The sequence below is a fragment of the Brevundimonas sp. NPDC058933 genome, assembly GCF_049315965.1.
Lineage (GTDB): Bacteria > Pseudomonadota > Alphaproteobacteria > Caulobacterales > Caulobacteraceae > Brevundimonas.
Window position 1 is genome coordinate 209,602 of record NZ_JBMOSL010000001.1, and the last position, 22,145, is coordinate 231,746.

Here is a 22,145-nt window from a genome sequence, read left to right on the forward strand (position 1 = left end):
GGAGGGCCAAATGGCTGAACCGACCCGCACCGAGGCGCGAAACGCGGAGATCCGCCTGCGCTGGCTGACGCTGGCCGCCTGTCTGGCGCCTCTGCTGGTTCTGGTGGCCGTCTTCGGGACGCGGTTCGGGCTGTGGAGCGCCGGCTTCGGCCTGGATGTCCTGACGCTGAAGCTCGGCCGCATCCTGGCCTTTGCGGGTTTGGCGGCGGCCCTGGTCGCGGTGATCATCGCGTTGAAAGATGTGAGACGGCGCGGGCTCTACGCGGCCGTTTCCTTGGCCGTTGCGGGCGCGACCATGGCCTTGTTCCTGATCCAGGAGCGGCGCTTTGCGGTCCCAGCCGACAACGACGTCACGACCGACGCCGCCGAGGCCCCCGCCTTCTCGCGTGCGGTGGTCGCTATGCGTCGAGGCCAAGGCGCCGGAAAGGGCGGGGCATCCGTCGCCTGTCCTGCTCTGGTTTCAGTCCCGCGTCAGGTGGCCCCGGAAACGGCGGCGGCGGCGCTGGCGGCGGCGGGCTTTACTGTGCGTGGGGCTGCGCCCTTCCGCGCGGATGGCGCCAAGGAAGGCTTCTGGTTCGGCCTGACCTATGATGCGGCTATCCGGATCCGTCCGGGCCGCACCGACGTCCGCGTGGCGCAGCGCGAAGGCGTGAAGGTCGGGGACGAGGCCTGTCGTCTGGCTCGGGCTGTCGTGACCGGATTGCAGCCCTAGTCAGAGGCCAGCGCATAGCGCGCGGCCATCGTCGGTTCTGGCCTGGCCGTCGCCCGCCCGTCCTTCACCAGCTTGATCAGGTGCGACAGCACCGACAGACTGGCCGCCGGCCACAGGCGCTGATCGACGGCGGCGTAGAGGGCAGGGACCATCTCGGCGATGGTTTCATCTCCGGCGGCCAGGCGCGCGCAAATCTGCGCCTCGCGTTCCAGCCGGTGATCGCGATAGGTCTTCAGAAAAGGCGCGACCTGGGTGATGGCCGGACCATGCGTCGGCCAGATGGTCGAGAAGCCGCGCGCCAGAACCCGATCCAGACTGTCCATATAGGCGGCCATGTCGCCGTCGGGCGGGGCGACGACCGAGGTGGACCAGCCCATGACGTGGTCGCCGCTGAAGAGGGCGTTTTCTTCCCTCAGCACGAAGGCCATGTGGTTTGAAGCGTGGCCAGGCGTCGCCATGGCCTCCAGCGTCCAGCCGTCGCCCTCGATCATTTCGCCGCCGACGAGAACTAGGTCGGGCGCGAAGTCTGCGTCGTCGTCTTCATCCAGCGGCGCGGAGGCGTGGATGGTGCGCCTGGGGGGGCGGGCCGCCAGGATGGGCGCACCGCCCACGGCCTCTGCCAAGGGCCTGGACAAGGGGGCATGATCGAGGTGGGTATGGGTCACCAGGATATGGCTGACCGTTCGTCCCTTAACCGCCCGCAGCAGGGCGTGCAGGTGAGCCTCATCGTCGGGACCGGGGTCGATGACCGCCACGCTCGCCCCCGGCATGTCCCGTCCGACGATATAGGTCCCCGTCCCGGTGAAGGTGAAGGGGCCGGGGTTGTCGGCGATGACCCGCTGAATCAGGGGCGAGACCTGATCGCGACGGCCATAGGTGAAGTCGAACTGTCGGACGTAGGGGATCACGGGCGGTCGTCCTGGGCAATCAGCGGCGGCGATCGGTGCGGCGCCGATCTTGCGATCAACGCCTGTAAACTATTCGGGAGCCGTCGCCGTGATCCGAACCGCTGTTTTTCCTGTGCCAGATCGACTTCCAGCCGTGATCGTCGTGCTGGTCTGTCTCGTGGCGGCGCAATGGGTCGTGGCCTCGTGCACGCCCGAACCCGTCGCCCCCTACGCCGCGCGGGCCGCCGTCGTTCGCTAGAGCGGGACGCGGCTGAGGTCGTAGCCGGCGGCCAAAGCCTGATCGCGCAGGTCGTCCGCGTCGCCGCCGCGACTGCGCTCGGCCATGGCCCAAATCGCGGCCGATCGCATGCCCGAACGGCAGAACATCAGCGTCGGCTCGCCGTCCTGCAGGAACTGCGCGACCCTTTCAACCGTGGCCGAGTCAGGCAAGCCGCGCACGGGCGCGTCGAGGTAGCCAAGGCCGGCGGCCTCGGCGGCGGCGCGGACTTCGGCGCTGGTCGGCTGGTCCGGCTCCTCGTGATCGGGGCGGTTGTTCACCACCTTGCGAAAGCCCAGACGCGCCGCCGCTTCGGCCAAAGCGTCAGGCGCGATCTGGCCGGAAAGCCAGATGCGATCATTCAGCGCGACGGGATCGGCCATCTCTATTGCCTCTTTACGCGGACGGCGCGGCTGCGTCCCGCGGTGAGCAGATAGCTGCCCAGGGCGGCGCGGCGCACGCGAATGTCCGTGCCCTGGCGATTTTGGAATCGAACGGGGGCAGAATCGATCTGACGCCATTCCGAACTATCGGCCAGTCGGAACAGCCACTTGCCGTCTGCGCCCTGATTGGCGCTGACCAGGGTCGTCTCCACCGCGTCGAGCTTCTCTTCTTCCGCGCCGCGCGTGAACATGGGCGGGAGCGACGGCAGTTCAAATCCGAACAACTGTCGGCGGGCCTCCTGAATTTGACCCCGCTCAACGACGACGACCTCGCCCTGACGTTCCGCCGTGTCCAGAGCGCCGGCCGCCCTGTCAAAGCAACTCAGACGCTCGGCGTCGGCCGCGATCTGGCGGCAGCGAGCCACTTGCTCAAGAAGAGGGGATCGCGCGCTGGCAGAGTTTTGCGCGAAACTGGGTCCCGCGAGCGATAGGGCAGCGGTGATCGCCATCGATGATGCGATGATAATGCGCACATTGCTCTCCACAAGAACTAACGCATTGAAAGTCGTTCTGTAATGCCACGCTCTTTCAGTTTGAACCAGCCACGTTAGAGCCCATCGCCAGCCTGAACCTCTCGCTCAGGGTCATAGTTGAGGATGGGGGACAGCCAGCGTTCGGCGATTTCGACGTCCCAACCCTTGCGGCGGGCGTAGTCCTCGACCTGATCGCGGTCGATCTTGCCGACGCCGAAATAGTGGCTGCCGGGGTGGCCGAAATAGAGGCCGCTGACGGACGCCGGGGGCGTCATGGCGTAGCTTTCGGTCAGGGCCATGCCGGCGTTGGTCCCGGCGTCCAGCAGGCGGAACAGGGTGGCCTTTTCCGTGTGATCGGGCTGGGCCGGATAGCCGGGGGCAGGGCGGATGCCCTGGTACTTTTCTTCGATCAGGTCCTGCGTGGTCGTGGTTTCGTCTGAGGCATACCCCCACAGCTCGGTCCGCACCTTCTTGTGCAGGGCCTCGGCGAAGGCTTCGGCCAGACGGTCGGCCAAGGCCGTAGCCATGATGGAGGAGTAGTCGTCGCCGGCGTCCTTGAACCGCTTGGCGATTTCCAGCTCGCCATGGCCGGCCGTGACGGCGAAGGCGCCGACGTAGTCCTGGCCGTCTTCCGCGATGAAGTCGGAAAGGGCCAGGTTGGGCTTGCCGTTCGACTTCTTGATCTGCTGACGCAGGGTGTGGAAGCGGGCGATCTCCTCGGCGCGGCTCTCGTCGGCATAGACGGCGATGTCATCGCCCACGGCCTGAGCGGGCCAGAAGCCGACCACGCCCTTGGCCGTGAACCACTTCTCGTCGATGATCCGCTTCAGCATGGCTTGAGCGTCTTTGAACAGGTCCTTGGCCGCCTCGCCGACGATCTCGTCTTCAAGGATCAGCGGATAGCGGCCGATCAACTCCCAGCTGGCGAAGAAGGGGGTCCAGTCGATGTGCTCGGCCAGATCGGCCAGGTCCCAGGCATCAAACGAACGTACGCCGATAAACGACGGCTTGCCCGGCATGGTCGCGGCGGGATCGGCGTTGAATCGGTTCTCGCGCGCCTGCGGCAGCGTGGCGCGGGCCTTCACTTCCTGCCCGCGGGCGTATTGCTCGCGGATGCGGATGTATTCGTCGCGCGTGGCGGCCTCGTTGTTCGCCTTTTCGGTGGGCGACAGCAGGCCAGCCACCACGCCGACGGCGCGGCTGGCGTCAATGACATAGGTGGTCGAACCCTTGCGATAGCCCGGCTCGATCTTGACCGCCGTATGAGTGCGGCTGGTCGTGGCCCCGCCGATCAGCAGGGGGATGTCAAAGCCGCGCCGCTCCATCTCACGGGCGACATAGACCATCTCGTCCAGCGAGGGGGTGATCAGGCCGCTGAGGCCCACGATGTCCACCTTGTGCTCGATGGCGGCGTCCAGAATGCGGTCGGCCGGGACCATGACGCCCAGGTCGATGACCTCGTAGTTGTTACACTGCAGCACGACGCCGACGATGTTCTTGCCGATGTCGTGGACGTCGCCCTTGACCGTGGCCATCAGGACCTTGCCCGCCTGTTCGCGCGGCTTGCCGGCCTTTTCGGCCTCCATGAAGGGGTTGAGCCAGGCGACGGCCTGCTTCATCACGCGGGCGGACTTGACCACCTGCGGCAGGAACATCTTGCCCGAGCCGAACAGGTCGCCGACCACGTTCATCCCGTCCATCAGCGGACCTTCGATGACGTGCAGGGGGCGCTCGACCGACAGGCGGGCCTCTTCGGTGTCGGCCTCGATGAACTCGGTGATGCCGTGGACCAGGGCGTGGGCGATGCGGGCGGCGACGGGCTGTTCGCGCCAGCTCAGGTCGACGACGCGGGCCGCCCCCTTTTCACCCTTGTAGGTGGGGGCGAGGTCCACCAGCCGCTCGGTGTTGGACACATTGGTCCGCTGCGGCCGGTTCAGGATCACGTCCTCGACCGCCTCGCGCAGCACGGGGTCGATGTCGTCATAGACGGGCAGGTCGCCGGCGTTGACGATGCCCATGTCCATGCCCGCCGCGATGGCGTGATAGAGGAAGACGCTGTGGATGGCCCGCCGCACCGGCTCATTGCCGCGGAAGCTGAACGAGACGTTCGATACTCCGCCCGAGATGCGGGCGTAGGGCAGGGTGGCCTTGATGACCTTGACCGCCTCGATGAAGTCGACGGCGTAGTTGTCGTGCTCCTCGATCCCCGTCGCCACGGCGAAGATATTGGGGTCGAAGATGATGTCCTCGGGCGGGAAGCCGACCTCGTTGACCAGGATGTTGTAGGCGCGGGTGCAGATCTCGATCTTGCGGGCGGCGGTGTCGGCCTGCCCCACCTCGTCGAAAGCCATGACCACGACGGCGGCGCCGTAGCGCAGGCACTTGACCGCGTGCTCGCGGAAGGCGGCTTCGCCCTCCTTCATGCTGATGGAGTTGACGATCGGCTTGCCCTGAACACACTTCAGGCCGGCCTCGATCACCTCCCATTTGGAGCTGTCGATCATCACCGGGACGCGGGCGATGTCGGGCTCTGCGGCGATCAGGTTCAGGAAGGTGCGCATGGCGACAGCGCCGTCCAGCAGGCCTTCGTCCATGTTGATGTCGATGACCTGGGCGCCGGCTTCGACCTGCTGGCGGGCGACGTCGAGGGCGGCGGCGTAGTCGCCGTCCACCACCAGCTTGCGGAACTTGGCCGAGCCGGTGACATTGGTCCGCTCGCCGACATTGATGAAGATCGGACGCATCAGGCGTAGGCCACCCAGCCGTGCCACGACAGGCCCTGGAATACGGCCTCGACTTCGGCGAAGCCGGCTTCGCGCAGCAGTTCTTCGTCGCGCGCGGGGCCGACGCAGTTGAGTTGGGTACGCACGCGTTCGTGGGCCTTTTCGAGAACTTCGGGGTCCAGGCCGCTGTCGCTGGAGAAACGGATATAGCGGTCGAACTGGCGGTCGGACGACGGGTCGTTCTTGTCGACGCTGACATGCGCCATGACAAAGGGGGCGCCCGGCTTCAGGCGGCTGTGGATGGCCCTGAGGGTTTCCAGTTTGGCCCCGTCATCAGGCACGAAATGCAGCGTCAGCATACAGGTCGCGGCATCGAAGCGCGTTTCCGGCGCATCGAAGACGTAGCCCTCGACCCAGTCCACGCAAGCCGGGTCGCCAAGGTAGGCCTTGCCCTGAGCGATCATTTCCGCCGACGGATCGACGGCGCAGAAGCGGCCCTCGGGCAGGGTGTCGATAAGGGTTTTCAGTTCCAGGCCGCCGCCGCCGCCGACCACAAGCGTGTTCGCGGGCGACGCCTCGGTGATCAACTGCGCCATGATGCGGTGCAGGCCGTCGAAGCCCGGAATGATCTTCCTGGGGCGCTCGGCATAGGTTCTGGCGTGTTCAGGGTCTTTGAACAGGTTGGCCATCTTGTCGGTCATCGTATCGTCCTCAGGCCACCAGCTCGAACGGTTCCAGTCCGGCCAGGCGCATGGCGACGGGGCGCTCGGGGATTTCGCGCGGCTTCAGCGGGGCGACTTCTTCGGCGACGTGGCGGATGTGGTCGGGGGTGGTGCCGCAGCAGCCGCCGACGATGTTGACCAGGCCCGAGGCGGCCCACTCCTCGATGAAGTGGGCGGTTTCGTGGGGTTGTTCGTCGTACTGGCCCATGGCGTTGGGCAGGCCGGCGTTGGGATAGGCGGCGACCAGGGTGTCGGCGACGCGGCTCAGTTCGGCGATGAAGGGCCGCATCAGGTCGGCGCCCAGGGCGCAGTTGAAGCCCACAGCGAAGGGCTTGGCGTGACGCACGGAGTTCCAGAAGGCCTCGGCGGTCTGGCCGGACAGGGTGCGGCCCGAACGGTCGGTGATGGTGCCCGAAATCCAGATAGGCAGGGCGGGCAGGCCCTCGTCCTCGAGGTCCTTGATGGCCTTGATGCAGGCCTTGCAGTTCAACGTGTCGGTGATGGTTTCGATCAGATAGAGGTCGACGCCGCCCTCGTTCAGGGCCTTCACCTGATGGCGATAGGCCTCATAGACCTGATCGAAGGTCACGCTGCGCGCGCCGGGGTCGTTTACGTCCGACGACATGGACAACATCTTGGTCAGGGGGCCGATGGAGCCGGCGGCGAAGCGGGGCTTGTGGGGCTCCTTGGCCGTCCAGGCGTCGGCGGCGGCGCGGGCCAGCCTGGCGCCTTCCAGATTGATGTCCCAGACCGCTTGTGCGTCCAGATGATAGTCGTCCTGGGCCAGCACCGTGCCGGAGAAGGTATTGGTCTCGCTGATGTCCGCGCCGGCGCCGTAATACTGGTCGTGCAGGTCGGCGATGATGTCGGGACGGGTGATGCAGAGGATGTCGTTGTTCCCCTTCATCTGATGCTTCTCGTCATAGCCGTTGGCCGCGACGAAGCGGTCGCCGCGGAAGTCGGCTTCTTCCAGCCTGCGCCGCTGGATCATCACGCCCCACGAACCGTCGAGGACCAGGATGCGTTCCTTGGCCGCCGCGTGCAGGGCGGCGATCCGTTCAGGGCGGCTCAGGGGAGAAGTCATTACGCAACAGCCTTGGTTTCACGCACGCCCAGCACCCGGCAGATCGCATAGACCAGCTCGGCGCGGTTCAGAGTGTAGAAGTGGAAGTCCGAGAAGCCCTCTTCCTGCAGCCGTGCGCAGGTCTCGGCGGCGATGGAGGCGGCGAGCAGCTTGCGGGTCTCGGGGTCGTCGTCCAGCCCGTCGAAATGGGCCGCCAGCCAGTCAGGGATGGAGGCGCCGCAGGCCGCGCTCATCCGGCTCAGGCCCTTGAAGTTGGACACCGGCATGACGCCGGGGATCAGGGGAATGGTCACGCCCGCCGCCCGCACCCGGTCGCGGAAACGCAGGAAGGCCTCGATGTCGAAGAAGAACTGCGACACGGCGCGGGTCGCGCCCGCGTCCACCTTGGCCTTCAGCACGTCGATGTCGTGGTCGATCGAGGGGCTTTCCGGGTGGCGCTCTGGATAGGCGCCGACGGTGATGTCGAAGCCGCCGACGTTGTTGATGGCCTGGGACAGTTCGGTGGCGTTGGCGTAGCCGTCGGTGCGTGGGACGTAGGCGCCGCCGATGCCGTCTCCGCCGGGCGGATCGCCGCGCAGGGCGACGATGTGATCGACGCCGATGGCCTTGTAGCCCTCGATGACCTCATCGACCTGGGCGCGGCTGGCTTCGACGCAGGTCAGGTGGGCGGCGGGACGCAGGGTGGTCTCGCTGATGATCCTCTGCACCGTGCGGTGGGTGCGTTCGCGCGTCGAACCGCCCGCACCATAGGTGACCGAGACGAAGGCCGGGTTCAGCGGCTCCAGCCGGCGGATGGCGGTCCACAGATTGGCCTCTGCCTCATCCGACTTGGGCGGGAAGAACTCGAACGAGACGTTGACGGCGTTGCGGTTCGACCCGGCGCGCGCGACGGGCCCCAACGGCGACAGCAGCAGGGCGCGGGCTTCGGCCAGATTCAGAGAGGCGGAGGAGGCCATCAGGCGGTCTTTCGAACAGAGGCGGCGGCGCGTTCAGCGGCCCAGATGTGGACGGTCAGGCCCTCGGTGTCGGGCGGCAGGGCGACCGGGGCGTCGGCGGTCAGGCCCGCCTTATTCAGCCATTCCTGGATTTCATCATCAGCGAACCCCAGGCGTCGGTGCTGGTGCTCTTCGCGCAGGTGCTCCAGCTGGTGCGGGGCGAAGTCGACGATCAGCAGCTTGCCGCCCGGCATGACCAGACGCGCAGCCTCGGCCACCGCGGCGGCGGGGTCGGCCAGATAGTGCAGGACCTGATGCACGATCACCAGATCGGCGCTGGCGTGGGGCAGGCGGGTCGAGAAGATATCGCCGTGGCGCAACTCGACCTTGTCCAGCCCGGCCTTGGAGACATTGGCGCGGGCGATGTTCAGCATGTTCTGCGACAGGTCGAGCCCGACCGACATCTTCGCCTTCTTGCCGAACAGGGTCAGCATCCGGCCCGAGCCGGTGCCCAGATCGACGACCCGCTCGAACGGGCCGGGACCGGCCGCCTGCTCGACGGCAGTCTCGACCGCGCTCTCGCAGACATAGAGGCTGCGCATCTGATCCCACTGGGGTGCGACCTGTTCGAAATAGCGGGCGGCGTCTACGGCGCGTTCCTTGCGTACTTCTTCCAGGCGGCGATGGTCAGCCTCGCCCTCGGCGTCGTCCAGCAGGTCGAGCACGGTGTCTATCAGGCGGCGCGACAGGGCGTCGTGCGACAGGCGGTAGAAGACTCGCGCCCCATCGGGGAATCGTTCGATGAGACCGGCGTCGGCCATCAGCTTCAGGTGGCGCGACACGCGCGGCTGGCTCTGGTCCAGAACGCGCGACAACTCCATGACCGACAACTCCTCGGCGGCCAGCAGCGTCAGCACCCGCAAACGGGTGGGTTCTCCGGCGGCGCGCAGGGCCTCGACAGTCTGGTCGGCGGTCAGTGTCATGGGATCGTATAAAGATATCCTTATACGATTATGCAAGCAAAAACTGGCTGCGAACCGGGACTATCAGCTGTTACGCTGCAAGGATTGTTCGTCGGGTGGGTGAAGTCGATCGACGTTCTGCTTTCCTCCCCCATGAAATGGGGAGGAAAGGCGGGGTGCGCCTAGGTTCCAACCGGCGTCTTCAGCGGCTCCCCCGCAAAGTGCGCCGAAAGGTTCTGCAACAGCAGCATCAGCATCCCCTGCACCGCCTCGGTCGTGGCGCCGCCGGTGTGGGGAGTCAAAACCGTACTGGGGACGGTCGCCCAACGTGCAGCGTCGGTCGGTTCGGTCTCGAACACGTCCAAGGCGGCCCCGCCCAGCCGCCCCTCGCGCAGCGCGGCGATGACGGCGTCCTCGTCCACCAACTGGCCGCGCGCGACATTGACCAGCAAGCCGGAAGGCCCCAGCGCCTCGATCACCTCGGCCGAGATCAGGCCGCGATTGGTTTCGTCCGCACGGCTAGCGACGACCAGTACGTCCGAGGCGCGGGCCAGGTCGAGCAGGCTGTCGGCGCGGGGCCAGGCGGCGTCCTTCGCGCGCGGCGCCCACCACTGGACGGTCATCCGCATGACCTCGGCGCGACGGGCCACGGCCTCGCCGATGGCGCCCAGGCCGACGATGCCCAGGGTCTGCCCGCCCATCGACGGGGTGATGGTCTTTGACGCCGCGGTCCAGCCGCCCGCTCGGACCTGCCGGTCGCCCTCGGCGATCTGACGCCGGGCGGCCAGGATCAGGCCGATGGCGTGGTCGGCCACGTCTTCATGATTGATGGCGGGGGCGTGGGTGACGGGCAGGCCGCGCGCGCGGCACCAGTCCACATCGATGCCGTCATAGCCCGAGGTGAAACAGGCGATCAGCGACAGGTTGGGCAGGCGCTCGATCAGGGCCTTGTCCAGTTCGAACTCGCCCGCGACGACCAGGACCCGCACATCGGCGGCGGCCTCGATCGGCGGCCCCTCCCAGAACCGATAGACGTCGTAGGCGCTTTCGAGAAAGACGCTGAGCGGCGCGAGGTGCCGCTGCATGATCAGGATGGCGGGGCGCTGGGTCATGGGGGGCAGACTAACCCTGTCTCGCGACTACGCCAGCCCCTCTCATTCACACCACTTGCCGCTCATCCCGGCGGACGCCGGGATCCAGTGCTTTGGCTACAGGAATGATGTTCGACGTGTGGCGACTGAGGCTCTTACTGGATCCCGGCGTCCGCCGGGATGAGCGGGAGGGTAGGGTGCAAGAAAAACGGCCCCCCGATTGCTCGGAGGGCCGCTCGCCATTCTGGCAGTTCGATCAGCGACCGAACTTCTGGTGTTGGATGCGCTTGGGAATGATGCTGTCCGCACCCAGGCGGCGCATCTTGTCCTGTTCATAGGCTTCGAAGTTGCCCTCAAACCATTCCACGTGGCCGTCGCCTTCGAAGGCGAGGATGTGGGTGGCCAGACGGTCCAGGAACCAGCGGTCGTGGGAGATGACCACGGCGCAGCCGGCGAACTCCTCCAGAGCCTCTTCGAGGTTCTGCAGGGTTTCGATGTCCAGGTCGTTGGTCGGTTCATCGAGCAGGATCAGGTTGCCGCCCGAGGCCAGGGTCTTGGCCAGGTGCACGCGGTTGCGCTCACCGCCGGACAGTTGGCCGACCTTCTTCTGCTGGTCGCCGCCCTTGAAGTTGAAGCTGCCGACATAGGCGCGGGTGTTGATCTCGCGCTTGCCGACCATCATCACGTCGGTGCCGCCCGAGATGGCCTGCCAGATGGTTTCGTCCGGCTTCAGGTCGTCGCGCGACTGGTCGACATAGGCCAGCTTGACCGTCTCGCCGACCTTGATGGTGCCGCCGTCGGGCGTTTCCTGGCCGGTGATCAGCTTGAACATGGTCGACTTGCCGGCGCCGTTGGGGCCGATGACGCCGACGATGCCGTTGGGCGGCAGCTTGAAGGTCAGGTTGTCGAACAGGACCTTGTCGCCATAGGACTTCTTAAGGCCCTCGACTTCCAGAACGACGTTGCCCAGGCGCGGGCCAGGCGGGATCTGGATGTGGGCGTGCGTCTGGGCGCCGCGCATCGATTCCTGTTCGTCCACCATCCGCTCATAGGCGGCCAGACGGGCCTTGGACTTGGCCTGACGGGCCTTGGCGCCCGAACGGACCCATTCCAGTTCGCGGGTGAGGGCGCGCTGGCGGGCTTCGGATTCCGAGTTCTCCTGAACGACGCGCTTCTGCTTGGCTTCCAGCCACGAGGAGTAGTTGCCCTCGTGCGGGTGGCCCTTGCCGCGGTCCAGTTCCAGCGTCCACTTGGTCACCAGGTCCAGGAAGTAGCGGTCGTGGGTCACCAGGATGACGCAGCCGGGGAAGTTCTCCAGGTGGTGCTGCAGCCAGGCGACGGATTCGGCGTCCAGGTGGTTGGTCGGTTCGTCGAGCAGTAGCATGTCGGGCTTGGACAGCAGCAGGCGGGCCAGGGCCACGCGGCGCTTTTCACCCCCCGACAGGTTGGTGACTTCCCAATCGTCCGGCGGGCAGCGCAGGGCGCCCATGGCCATTTCGATGCGGCTGTCGATGTCCCAGACGTCGCCGGCGTCGATCTTCTCCTGGAGGGCGGTCATCTCCTCCATCAGCTCGTCGGTGTAGTTTTCGCCCAGTTCGTTGGCGACCTCGTTGAAGCGGTTGACCCACTGCTTCTCTTCGCACCACGACTCGACGTTCTGGCGAACGTTCAGGCTGTCATCCAGCTTGGGTTCCTGCTCCAGGTAGCCGCGCTTGATGCCGTCGGCGGCGCGCGCTTCACCGGTGAACTCGGTGTCCAGGCCGGCCATGATCTTCAGCAGGGTGGATTTACCCGAGCCGTTGACCCCGACGACGCCGATCTTGGCGTCGTTGTAGAAGCTCAGCCAGATGTTCTCGAAGATCTTCTTGCCGCCGGGGAAGGTCTTGGTCAGACCCTGCATCTGGAAAATATATTGCTGCGCCATGAGGTGCGGTTTCGCCCTGTCGTCTGATCTGATGGGGAGGTCGGCGCGGGATGTAGCCGTCGCGGACCCTTTGAGCAAATCTCTAGACGTAACGCGGGGCGGTTTGAAGGCGCTGCATCCGTTCGCGCCCGTCGCGGCCTCTACCCGTCAGCCCGCTCGGGGCAGGGGAGCGACGTTCATGAAATCACGGTCGATGGGGGCGCTGCTGGCGGCGGGGCTGGCGTGCATGGCGGGCGAGGCGAGTGCGCAGGACCGCGCGGTATTTGGCGCGGCGATGGACGCCTTTGCCAGCCGGGCGATGCAGCGGGTCGAGGCGGCCCCCGGTCTGGCCGTCGCTGTGGTAGACCGGGAGGGGCTTGTGCATGCGGCGGGCTTCGGCGTGGCGGACGTGGCGACGGGCGCAGCCGTCACGACGGAGACGCGATTCTACATCGCCTCGGCCACCAAGTCCTTCACCGCCCTGTCGCTGGCCGCCATGGCGCGGCGGGGCGAGGTGGATCTGGACGCGCCCCTGTCCGACTGGGCGCCGCCGTCCAGCGTCCCGGCGGACATCGCCGCCCGGATCACCCTGACGGACCTGCTCAGTCATCGCTCGGGCGTGGACAATGACCCCATCGCGTTTCGGGTCGCCTATTCCGGAGACTGGAGCCCCGAGGTCCTGTGGCGGCTGACGGCGGAGACACGGCCGCGCGACACGCCCTATGGCCAGTTCGTCTATGCCAACGCTGGCTATAACCTCGCGACCGTCCTGAGCGAGCGTCGCTGGGGCCGCGACTGGCGCGACATGGTCGAGGACGAGGTCCTGACGCCGCTGGGCATGACCGCCACGACGGCGCGCATCGACGCGGCCCGCGCGTCCAGCGCCGTGGTCGCCGTCGGTCATTTCGGGCGCGTCCCCGCCCAGCCCGAGCGGTCGCCGCTGCAAAAGACCGACGCCATCATGCAGTCGGCGGGCGGGCTGATCTCCACGGCGAACGACATGGCGATTTGGCTGGAGGCCCAGATCAATGACGGTCGGGTTGGCGGGCATCAGGTCCTTCCGGCAGGGCTGATCGCCTCGACCCACGTCTCGCAGGTGACACAGGACGCGACCTTCGGCCCCTATGTCCGCACCGGCTATGGTCTGGGCTGGCAGGTCGGGCGGTACGGCGACGACGTGCTGATCCACCACTTCGGCAACTTCTCGGGCTCGCGCGCCCATGTCTCCTTCATGCCCGAACGGCGTCTGGGCGTGGCTGTGATGGTCAACGAGGACGCCTTCGCCGGGGACCTGGCCGATGTAGTCGCCAACTACGCCTATGACTGGGTCGCGGGTCTGCCTGACCTCGGGGCGGTCTATGACGCCAAACTGGACGCTCTGATCATCGAGCGCGATCGTCGCCGCACCGGCATTGCGGGGGCTATGGATCAGCGAGCGAAACGGGCGCGCACCCTGTCGCTGCGCAACGCCGCCTACGTCGGCGATTACATTAATCCGGGCTATGGAACCCTGACCATCAGTGAGGTGGGCGACCGACTGCGAGTCGCCATCGGCGTGCAGCAGACGTTGGCGGAGTATCTGACGGAGCCGGAAGGCCTCCGCGTCGAACTGACCCCGTTCCGGGGCGAGGGCCTGGTGTTCAAGCTGGACGCTGACGGTCGCCCGATCGCGCTGGTCTATCAGGATGCGGTCTTTGTGCGGAACTAGGGCTTGGCCGGCAGGACCGCCATCAGGGCGCGGGTGAAGCCGACGGGGGCGACGGTCAGATGGTCCTCGTTTTCCAGCACCGTCGACTGCACGCTGAGGCCCGGATAGGCGCGGGATTTCAGCAGGCGTTCCATCGTGCGCATGTCGCCGACCATGTCCGCGTCGCTGCTATGACGTGCGGTCGGCCCCGGTCCTTCAAAGCCGCCGACGTACATGAAGACCTCGGCTGGCAGGTCGCGATGGGCGCGGGCGTAGTCCGCCTCCATCTTCATCATGTGACGCTTGTCGTACCAGAAGGAGGGACTGCCCAGGACATAGCCGCTGAACAGCGTCGGGTCGGTGAACATGATCTGGGCGCCCAGCAGACCGCCGTAGGAATGACCCAGCAGGACGCGGCGCGCCGGATCGGTGCGGAACTTCTGATCCACGAAGGGCAGGGCCTGGGTCTTCAGATAGGTCTGATAGGCCGCCCCGCCGCCGTGAACCGATCCGGCTGAGTTGCGCGGGCCGTTGGGCGTGGGGGTGTAGTCGCGGCGGCGGCTGTCGGCGCCGCCGTCGCCCTTGGCGTAGGACAGGCCGACCAGGATGAACTCCTCGATCACCGGCCCCTCCAGATTCACCCGCCGGGCGATCTGGCGAATGATGGGGAAGGCGTAGTCGGCGTCGGTGACGTAGAGGACCGGATAGCGGCGGTTCGGCTCGGCCTCATAGCTGGCGGGCAGGCTGACGAAGACCTCGTAGTCCCGGCCCGAGACGGGGTCGGGCACTGACCACACCTGGGTGCCCTTCAGCACATAGGGCGCGCCCTCGGCGGCGGATTCGGCGGTGGTTTGAGCGTCCGCCCGTTCGCCGCAGCCCGCAACGAGGCTTGCCGTCAGAAGAATTGTCGCCAGTCCCAATGCCCGCATGGAGGCCCCCTCAAGCTTCACCAGGAGGGCAGACTTCAGGGCAAATGCGGCGCTGAAAGGGCGATCAGGCGTAGTTGAAGCTGATCGAGATCCGCTGCTCTGCGGCGCGGCTGGCGGGCACTTCGTGGCGAAGCCAGCTTTCCCACATCAGGATCGTGCCTGAGGCCGGCTTCAGATAGACGAAGGGCTTCTCGGCCTCGCTGGCCTCGGCGGTCAGGCCGGGGCGGGCCATCATCATCACCAGGCGCGGGTCCTCGATCTTCAACGACGAGGCGCCGTCGGGGATGTGGATATAGATGGTGCCGGAAATGATGGCGTGGGGGTGGATGTGGCCGGTATGGCCGCCGCCGGGCATCAGGACGTTGACCCACAGATTGTCCAGCTTGGGTTTGCGCGCCAGGTCGAAGTGCAGGGCCTTGGCGTAGGCGGCGGCGTGCTTGGCCAGCAGCCGCTTCAGCTCGGCAAACTCGGGGAAGCGGTGCGGCAGGTCGTTGATCGAGCCGTAGGAGGTGTAGCCCGGATAATGGTTGGTCTTGCACCACGCGATCCCAGCCTCATCCTCTTCAGCCATGACCAGGCAGAGGTCGAGGATTTCCTCGTGCAGCTCGGCCCAGCCGGGCGCGGCAGCCAGCGAGGCTTCATAAATTTGGGTCGGGAAGAGGGGGCGCAGGGACATGGCGCGGTCATACCTCTCCCTCCCCATTTTGGGGAGGGTGGTTGAGCCCGAATGGCGAGACCGGGTGGGGGCGCTTCGGCAAATAGGTCGCCGCGTTTCGTATCGCCAAGCCCTCCCCACCCGTCTGACGCTGCGCGTCAGCCACCCTCCCCATGAAGGGGAGGGAGAGGCGTCATCACCAACCCAGTCCCGCCTCGCCGCGCAGGATCGCCTCGGCTTCAGGACTATGTTTGGCGTCGGTGCGGTCGTGCAGCACCAGCGGGGGCAGCAGGCGCAACGGCGCCTTGCCGGACTTGATGGCCTGGACCAGAACCCGCTTGGCGGGCTGGTCGGCGTAGGGATGGATCGGGCGGATGACGAGGGAGCCGGCCTTGTCGCCCAGTAGGGCCAGCAGGTCGGCCAGACGGTCGGCGCGGTGGATGACGACTATGCGTCCGCCCTCGCGCACGGCCTTCAGCAGGAAGCCGGTCCAGGCCTTCAGCCCGTCGTCGGCCATCCAGGCGCCCATCTTGCCGGGGCCCGGCGCCCGCAATGCGCCAGGATCGTCGAAGAAGGGCGGATTGCTGACGGCCCAGTCGAAGGGGGGCAGGTCCAGCGCCCGAAACCCCTGCGCCACATCACCGCTGAGGATAGTCGTGCGATCATCGACGCCATTCAGCGCAGCGTTCTCGCGCGCCAGTCCGGCGGCGGTCAGGTCGCGTTCCAGCCCCTTCAGGACGACGCCGGGACGTCGTGAGGCGACCTGCATCAGCACCGCGCCCGCGCCGCAACCCGCCTCGATGAGCCGTTCGCCCGGTTTCGCATCCACGGCGGCGGCCAGCAGGGCGGCGTCCATGCCTGCGCGATAGCCTTTCACCGGTTGGCGCAGCCGAACGCGTCCGCCCAGCAGGGCGGATTCCGCAATTTCCGCGGCGGCGACCGTAGGGGCTGACCCGGCTTGACCCATCATGACGCCGCCACCATTGTGCGCCGCATCGCGTTCGGGCAAGCGGATGCGTGTGATTTCCGGGCGAATCTCCCCCTTCGCCCCCTGAGTTGAAAGAGATTTTCGTGGACGCAGCTCTCGTCGCCGCTCCCCGCCCCAAGGGCGATGTGGACGCCCTTGTTCGTCTGGCGAAGGACGACATGGCGGCGGTTGACGCCCTGATCATCGCCCGGATGCAGTCCGACGTGCCGGTGATCCCCATGCTGGCCGAGCATCTGGTCTCGGCGGGCGGCAAGCGCCTGCGTCCCCTGCTGACGGTGGCCGCCGCCCGCGCCATCGGCGCGACGGGCGCCATCGAAGGCCCCAAGAAGCTGGCCGCCTCCGTGGAGTTCATCCACACCGCCACCCTGCTGCACGACGACATCGTCGACGGCTCGGAGATGCGGCGCGGCAAGGTGGCGGCGCATCTGATCTGGGGCGCGGCCTCGTCCGTCCTGGTCGGCGACTTCCTGTTCGCGCGCGCCTTTGAGCTGATGGTCGAGACGGATTCGCTTCGCGCCCTGGGCATTCTGGCCACCGCGTCGAGCGTCATCGCCGAGGGCGAGGTGCTGCAACTGACGCGCGCCCACGACCTGAACCTGGATCAGGACACCTATCTCCAGATCATCCGGGCCAAGACCGCCGAACTGTTCGCCGCCGCCGCCGAGTCGGGGGCTGTGGGCGCGGGCGCGACCGAGGAACAGGTCGCGGCGCTGCGCGACTACGGCATGGCCCTGGGCATCGCCTTCCAGCTCGCGGACGACGCCCTGGATTACGGCAGCGACTCGGCGACGCTCGGCAAGAACGCCGGCGACGACTTCAACGAGGGCAAGGCCACCCTGCCGCTGCTGCTGGCCGTCCAGCGCACCAAGGGCAAGGAAGACCTGTTCTGGGACCGCGTCATCACCAAGGGCGACCGCACGCCCGAGGACTTCAACCGGGCGCGGGAACTGATCCTGGGCACGGGCGCGGTCGAGGCGACGCTGGACGCCGCCGGCGACTACGCCGATCGGGCGAAGGCGGCGCTTTCGGTCCTGCCGGCCAGCGACTGGCGTTCAGCACTCGAAGACCTGGCTGACTTCGCGGTCAGTCGCGCGGCCTGATGCTGCTCGCAGTCGTCATTGCAGGGTTGCTGACGACGGCGCCGCAAGACCTGCCGCGCTTCACGATGACGCCTGAGCCTGGCGATGCGCTGAAGGCGGAACTGTTTCGCCTGATGCCGGATGATCCCGAGGGGCAGGCTCGCGCCCTGCTGGGCGGGGATGGGGCGGACGCCAAGGCGTTCAACGCCCACGCCTCCGGGCCTCTGGTCATGATGTACCGCGAGGATGCCGGTCCGGCAGGCGGGATGGTGCTCTATGCTCGGCCCGAGGCTGAATTCAGAACAGATGCGGCCTGCCTGCTGACGCGCAACGCCGATGGGGACCACGACAACTCGCGCCGCGCGACCGAGTGGTGCCTGTCCTTCATTTTGAAGACGGCGCCGACGTTGAACATTCCGCCGGCGCCGCTCTAAAGCCTGATCGGTTGAGGTGAAATCGCTGCGCGATTCCACCGACGCCGTGAATCAGGCTTCAGCATTGATACTGGAGCGAAGATCTGGGTTCAGATGCGAGCGCATCTGAACCGATTTCGCTCTAGGACTCCTACTTCAGGCTGGCGCAGAAGGTCTGGATGCGCGCGCAGGCGGCTTCCAGAACGGCTTCGGACGTGGCGTAGCTGACGCGGAAATAGGGGCTGAGGCCGAAGGCGGTGCCCTGGACCACGGCCACGCCTTCCTGGTTCAGAAGTTCGGTGGTGAAGACCTCGTCGTCGGTGATGACCACGCCCGATTCCGTCGTCTTGCCGATCAGGCCCTCGATCGAGGGATAGACGTAGAAGGCGCCCTCCGGCGTAGGGCAGCGGATGCCCGTCGCCTGGTTCAGCATCGACACGACCAGATCACGACGGCGCTCGAAGGCGGCGGAACGCTCGGCCAGGAAGTCCTGCGGGCCGTTCAGGGCCTCGACGGCGGCCCACTGGCTAATGGACGAGGGGTTGGACGTGGTCTGGCTGGCGACCTTGCGCATCAGGTCGATCAGGGGCTTGGGGCCGCCCGCATAGCCGATGCGCCAGCCCGTCATGGCATAGGCCTTGGACACGCCGTTGACTGTCAGCGTGCGGTCATAGAGGTCGGGCGCCACCTGGGCGATGGTCAGGTATTCGAACCCGCCATAGACGAGGTGCTCATACATGTCGTCGGTCAGGATCCAGACCTGCGGGTGCTTGCGCAGCACCACGGCCAGGGCTTCCAGTTCGGCGCGGGTATAGGCGGCGCCGGTCGGGTTCGACGGCGAGTTGAGGATGATCCACTTGGTCCTGGCCGTGATGGCCGCGTCCAGAACCTCGGGGCGCAGTTTGAAGCCGTCGGCTTCCTGACCGATCACGGTGACGGGCTCGCCGCCGGCCAGCAGCACCATGTCCGGGTAGGAGACCCAGTAGGGCGCGGGCACGATGACTTCGTCGCCGGGGTTCAGGGTGGCCACGAAGGCGTTGAAGATCACCGGCTTGCCGCCCGAGGCGACGTGGATCTGATTGGCGGCGTAGGTCAGACCGTTCTCGCGCGCGAACTTGGCCACGATGGCGGCCTTCAGTTCCGGCATGCCGTCGGCGTCGGTGTATTTGGTCTCGCCGCGGTTGATGGCCTCGATGGCCGCCGCCTTGATGTTGTCGGGGGTGTCGAAGTCGGGCTCGCCGGCGCCCAGGCCGATCACGTCGCGGCCCTGGCGTTTCAGCTCGCGCGCCTGAGCGGTGACCGCCAGGGTGGCCGAAGGCTTGACGCGGGCGAGGGCGGTGGACTGAAGGCTGGACATGACTATCCCGTCTGGTGGATGTGGTGAGAGCCGGGGAGGCGAGGCTTGATACGCAACCCGGCGCAGACGCACAACGTTTGTGCGTCTTGCGGACGATCAAAAGGCGATTTGGGCGAAATTTATGCGGCGGATCGTCGATTTCCTGCTGAACATGGAGGCTCAGCGTTGGCGGACCCTGGTGGTCAGCCTGCTGCTGCTCGGGGGAATCATCGCCCTGTTCGCCTTTGGCAAAAGCCATTTCACCCTGGGCGCCGAAGAGAAGCTGGAAGCCTGGCTTGAGGGCTACCGGATCGGCCCGTGGGGCTTGGTCGCCGCTATCGTCGTCTTCACCCTGTCGGCCTTTGTCGGCATCCCGCAGTTCATTCTGATCGCCGCCTGCGTGGTGGCCTTCGGGCCATGGTTCGGCTTCCTCTACAGCTGGATCGCCACTGTGGTGTCGGCCGCTGTCACCTATTGGCTGGGGCGCGGCCCCACCGCCCGGGCGCTGGAGCGGTTTGGCGGGGGCGTGACCGAGCGGCTGAAGCGGTTCGTGGGGCGTAACGCCTTTTCCGCCAGCTTCATCATCAGGAACGTGCCCTCGGCGCCCTTCATCGTCGTCAACATGGCGTTCGGCGCGGTGCGGGCTTCGTTTCCGGGATTTCTGGCAGGTTGCGCGCTCGGAGTCCTGCCCAAGACCGCCCTGGTCGCCTTCTTCGGCGGGTCCTTCATGGCGGCGGTGTCCGGCGACGGGGTTTGGACCTCATTGATCCTGGCCGGCGTTGCTGTGGTTTGGCTGGCGCTGATGCTGGCCGTGCGTGAACTGGTCAAGCGTCGCGAGTCGGCGCGCCCCTCAGAGTTGAGTTGAACCGGAGATGACGATGCTGAAGCTCTATTATTCGCCCGGCGCCTGCGCCATGGCTTCGCACATCGCCTTGGAAAAAGCGGGCGCCGACTATGAGCTGCAGAAAATCGACCTGAAACAGGGCGAGCAACGCACGCCCGAGTATCTGGCCGTCAATCCGGCTGGCGTGACGCCCGCCCTCGTGACGGACCAGGGGGTGATCACCCAGAATGTCGCCATCCTGGCCTATGTGGCCCAGACACATCCGAAAGCGGATCTGGCGCCGCTGGGCGACGCCTACGCCTTCGCCCGGCTTCAGGCCTTCAACGCCTGGCTGGCGTCGTCTCTGCATCCGGCCATAGGCAAGGTGCTGTTCTCGCGCCCGCCGCTGGAAGGCGCCGCCCGTGGCGAGGCGCTGGAGCAGGCGCTGGCCAAGTATGATCTGGCCGAACAACATCTGCTGGCGGGCCCCTGGGCCCTGGGGGAGGATCATTCGGTCACGGACGGATACCTGATGGTCTTCAGCCGCTGGGCGCGTCAGGCGGAACTGCTGGACAAGGCGCGTTTCCCGGGTCTGAACGCTCATCTGGACCGGGTGCAATCACGTCCCGCCGTTCAACGAGCGCTCGCGGTCGAGGGACTGTCGCCGCTCTGATGTCGCGCCCTGCAAGCGGGGCCGGAAAAGCTTGAGCAGACGGGTTTCAAGCCTTGCTGTGACAAGGCCGTGATTGGCATGTGATAGGCGCTTGCAATCGACGCGTCATGCGGGCAAACGGGCCTGTAGTCGGCCAGGCGAGGACGAGTCAGGATGGTTCTGGGCACATGGGTGCGCAGGGCAGGGCGTCGCCAGAGCAGACGAAGCAAGACTCACGCCCTAGCAGGCCCGAACAAGCGGTAACCGACGCCCATGCTTTCCCCCCTCTTCGGCATGTTCTCCAACGATATCGCGATGGATCTGGGAACGGCCAACACCCTGATCTACATGCGCGGCAAGGGCATCGTCCTGAACGAGCCGTCCGTCGTGGCGCTGCGCAACGTCGGGGGTCGCAAGATCGTTCACGCCGTCGGTCTGGAAGCCAAGCAGATGCTGGGCCGCACGCCCGGCCACATGGAAGCCATTCGTCCGATGCGCGACGGGGTCATTGCTGACTTCGAAGTCGCCGAAGAGATGATCAAGCACTTCATCCGCAAGGTTCATAACCGCAAGGGCTTCGTGAACCCCAAGATGATCGTCTGCGTCCCGTCGGGCGCTACCGCCGTCGAGCGCCGCGCCATCAATGATTCCTGCCTGAACGCTTCGGCCCGCCGCGTCGGCCTGATCGACGAGCCCATGGCCGCCGCCATCGGCGCCGGCTTGCCCATCCACGAGCCGACCGGTTCGATGGTCGTCGACATCGGCGGCGGCACGACCGAGGTCGCCGTCCTGTCGCTGTCGGGCATCGTCTATTCGCGTTCGGTCCGCGTCGGCGGCGACATGATGGACGACGCCATCATCAGCTACATGCGCCGCAACCATAACCTGCTGATCGGCGAAACGACCGCCGAGCGCATCAAGAAGGACATCGGCACCGCGCGCGTCCCGGCCGACGGCGAAGGTCTGTCGATCGAGGTCAAGGGCCGCGACCTGATGCAGGGCGTGCCGCGCGAAGTGAAGATGAGCGAACGTCAGGCCGCAGAGGCCCTGGCCGAGCCGGTCTCGCAGATCGTCGAGGCCGTCAAGGTCGCTCTGGAAGCCACGCCGCCGGAACTGGCCGCCGACATCGCCGACAAGGGCATCATGCTGACGGGCGGCGGCGCTCTGCTGCGGGGCCTGGACATCGAGATCCGTGATCACACCGGCCTGCCGGTTCAGGTGGCCGACGATCCGTTGTCCTGCGTCGCCATCGGCTGCGGCAAGGTGCTGGAGCACCCGTCGTGGATGAAGGGCGTCCTCGAGTCCTCGCTCTGAGGCTGAACAGCCTGTCGTAAGGACCGGATTCTTCGGGAATCGGTTTTTGCGATAGGC

General features: G+C 66.5%; 22 protein-coding genes. 8 read left to right on the forward strand and 14 right to left on the reverse strand.

Annotation, left to right across the window (positions count from 1 at the left end; translation table 11 throughout):
• Window positions 1–10: 10 nt before the first annotated feature.
• Entirely contained in the window at window positions 11–712 is a 702-nt protein-coding gene (locus tag ACOZBP_RS00985; RefSeq protein ID WP_422674596.1) for a DUF1499 domain-containing protein, read from the forward strand.
• On the opposite strand, the gene ACOZBP_RS00990 is transcribed toward ACOZBP_RS00985, so the two are convergent.
• Window positions 709–1,620 carry an MBL fold metallo-hydrolase gene (locus ACOZBP_RS00990; RefSeq protein WP_422674597.1) on the reverse strand — a complete coding sequence of 304 codons (912 nt, stop codon included), beginning with the start codon at window positions 1,618–1,620 and terminating at the stop codon, window positions 709–711. The genes ACOZBP_RS00985 and ACOZBP_RS00990 overlap by 4 nt on opposite strands.
• An 88-nt stretch (window positions 1,621–1,708) precedes the next feature.
• Between ACOZBP_RS00990 and ACOZBP_RS00995 the strand changes: the two genes are divergently transcribed.
• Window positions 1,709–1,858: a hypothetical protein gene (locus ACOZBP_RS00995; RefSeq protein WP_422674598.1), complete on the forward strand. Its 150-nt coding sequence runs from the start codon at window positions 1,709–1,711 to the stop codon at window positions 1,856–1,858.
• Here ACOZBP_RS00995 and ACOZBP_RS01000 read toward each other — a convergent pair.
• The 9 genes from ACOZBP_RS01000 to ettA form a co-directional block, all read right to left on the reverse strand.
• Complete coding sequence (locus ACOZBP_RS01000; protein ID WP_422674599.1) at window positions 1,855–2,259, reverse strand: TIGR01244 family sulfur transferase; 405 nt, start codon at window positions 2,257–2,259, stop codon at window positions 1,855–1,857. The two genes, ACOZBP_RS00995 and ACOZBP_RS01000, sit on opposite strands and share 4 nt — an antisense overlap.
• Before the next feature lie 2 nt (window positions 2,260–2,261).
• Window positions 2,262–2,792 (reverse strand): hypothetical protein, encoded by a 531-nt coding sequence (locus ACOZBP_RS01005; protein WP_422674601.1) that lies wholly within the window; start codon window positions 2,790–2,792, stop codon window positions 2,262–2,264.
• 74 nt (window positions 2,793–2,866) lie between these two features.
• A complete protein-coding gene (gene metH / locus ACOZBP_RS01010; RefSeq protein ID WP_422674602.1) occupies window positions 2,867–5,536 on the reverse strand; it encodes a methionine synthase in 2,670 nt (889 codons plus the stop codon).
• Window positions 5,536–6,216, reverse strand: a complete 681-nt coding sequence (locus ACOZBP_RS01015; protein WP_422674604.1) for a class I SAM-dependent methyltransferase — start codon at window positions 6,214–6,216, stop codon at window positions 5,536–5,538. The genes metH and ACOZBP_RS01015 overlap by 1 nt, the downstream gene beginning before the upstream one ends.
• A gap of 10 nt (window positions 6,217–6,226) precedes the next feature.
• Window positions 6,227–7,321, reverse strand: coding sequence for a homocysteine S-methyltransferase family protein (locus ACOZBP_RS01020; RefSeq protein WP_422674605.1), 1,095 nt, complete (start codon window positions 7,319–7,321; stop codon window positions 6,227–6,229).
• Window positions 7,321–8,277, reverse strand: a complete 957-nt coding sequence (gene metF, locus ACOZBP_RS01025; protein WP_422674606.1) for a methylenetetrahydrofolate reductase [NAD(P)H] — start codon at window positions 8,275–8,277, stop codon at window positions 7,321–7,323. The genes ACOZBP_RS01020 and metF overlap by 1 nt, the downstream gene beginning before the upstream one ends.
• Entirely contained in the window at window positions 8,277–9,239 is a 963-nt protein-coding gene (locus ACOZBP_RS01030) for an ArsR/SmtB family transcription factor (protein WP_422674607.1), read from the reverse strand. Before ACOZBP_RS01030 ends, metF begins: the two co-directional genes overlap by 1 nt.
• 161 nt (window positions 9,240–9,400) lie before the next feature.
• Window positions 9,401–10,330 (reverse strand): 2-hydroxyacid dehydrogenase, encoded by a 930-nt coding sequence (locus ACOZBP_RS01035; protein WP_422674608.1) that lies wholly within the window; start codon window positions 10,328–10,330, stop codon window positions 9,401–9,403.
• A gap of 235 nt (window positions 10,331–10,565) precedes the next feature.
• Window positions 10,566–12,233 (reverse strand): energy-dependent translational throttle protein EttA, encoded by a 1,668-nt coding sequence (ettA, locus tag ACOZBP_RS01040; RefSeq protein ID WP_178823659.1) that lies wholly within the window; start codon window positions 12,231–12,233, stop codon window positions 10,566–10,568.
• Between the two features lie 178 nt (window positions 12,234–12,411).
• On the opposite strand from ettA, the gene ACOZBP_RS01045 reads away from it, so the two are divergent.
• A complete protein-coding gene (locus ACOZBP_RS01045) occupies window positions 12,412–13,920 on the forward strand; it encodes a serine hydrolase (protein ID WP_422674609.1) in 1,509 nt (502 codons plus the stop codon).
• Here the strand turns inward: ACOZBP_RS01045 and ACOZBP_RS01050 are convergent.
• The 3 genes from ACOZBP_RS01050 to ACOZBP_RS01060 form a co-directional block, all read right to left on the reverse strand.
• The gene (locus tag ACOZBP_RS01050) at window positions 13,917–14,828 is read right to left on the reverse strand and encodes an alpha/beta hydrolase (RefSeq protein WP_422674610.1); all 912 of its coding nucleotides are present in this window, start codon (window positions 14,826–14,828) and stop codon (window positions 13,917–13,919) included. The two genes, ACOZBP_RS01045 and ACOZBP_RS01050, sit on opposite strands and share 4 nt — an antisense overlap.
• A 64-nt stretch (window positions 14,829–14,892) precedes the next feature.
• On the reverse strand, window positions 14,893–15,504 hold the full coding sequence (locus tag ACOZBP_RS01055; protein WP_422674611.1) for a TIGR02466 family protein: 612 nt from the start codon (window positions 15,502–15,504) through the stop codon (window positions 14,893–14,895).
• 175 nt (window positions 15,505–15,679) lie between these two features.
• Window positions 15,680–16,453, reverse strand: a complete 774-nt coding sequence (locus ACOZBP_RS01060) for a tRNA1(Val) (adenine(37)-N6)-methyltransferase (protein WP_422675465.1) — start codon at window positions 16,451–16,453, stop codon at window positions 15,680–15,682.
• A gap of 143 nt (window positions 16,454–16,596) precedes the next feature.
• Between ACOZBP_RS01060 and ACOZBP_RS01065 the strand changes: the two genes are divergently transcribed.
• Window positions 16,597–17,571, forward strand: a complete 975-nt coding sequence (locus ACOZBP_RS01065; RefSeq protein ID WP_422675466.1) for a polyprenyl synthetase family protein — start codon at window positions 16,597–16,599, stop codon at window positions 17,569–17,571.
• Complete coding sequence (locus ACOZBP_RS01070) at window positions 17,571–17,984, forward strand: hypothetical protein (protein ID WP_422674612.1); 414 nt, start codon at window positions 17,571–17,573, stop codon at window positions 17,982–17,984. The genes ACOZBP_RS01065 and ACOZBP_RS01070 overlap by 1 nt, the downstream gene beginning before the upstream one ends.
• 130 nt (window positions 17,985–18,114) lie before the next feature.
• Here the strand turns inward: ACOZBP_RS01070 and ACOZBP_RS01075 are convergent, their stop codons facing one another.
• Window positions 18,115–19,320, reverse strand: a complete 1,206-nt coding sequence (locus ACOZBP_RS01075; protein ID WP_422674613.1) for a pyridoxal phosphate-dependent aminotransferase — start codon at window positions 19,318–19,320, stop codon at window positions 18,115–18,117.
• Window positions 19,321–19,441: 121 nt separating this feature from the next.
• On the opposite strand from ACOZBP_RS01075, the gene ACOZBP_RS01080 reads away from it, so the two are divergent.
• The 3 genes from ACOZBP_RS01080 to ACOZBP_RS01090 all read left to right on the forward strand — a co-directional run bounded on the left by ACOZBP_RS01080 (window position 19,442) and on the right by ACOZBP_RS01090 (window position 22,088).
• On the forward strand, window positions 19,442–20,164 hold the full coding sequence (locus tag ACOZBP_RS01080; RefSeq protein WP_422674614.1) for a TVP38/TMEM64 family protein: 723 nt from the start codon (window positions 19,442–19,444) through the stop codon (window positions 20,162–20,164).
• Between the two features lie 13 nt (window positions 20,165–20,177).
• The gene (locus ACOZBP_RS01085; RefSeq protein WP_422674615.1) at window positions 20,178–20,795 is read left to right on the forward strand and encodes a glutathione S-transferase family protein; all 618 of its coding nucleotides are present in this window, start codon (window positions 20,178–20,180) and stop codon (window positions 20,793–20,795) included.
• Between the two features lie 252 nt (window positions 20,796–21,047).
• The gene (locus tag ACOZBP_RS01090; protein WP_292036126.1) at window positions 21,048–22,088 is read left to right on the forward strand and encodes a rod shape-determining protein; all 1,041 of its coding nucleotides are present in this window, start codon (window positions 21,048–21,050) and stop codon (window positions 22,086–22,088) included.
• The last annotated feature ends 57 nt before the right edge of the window (window positions 22,089–22,145 follow it).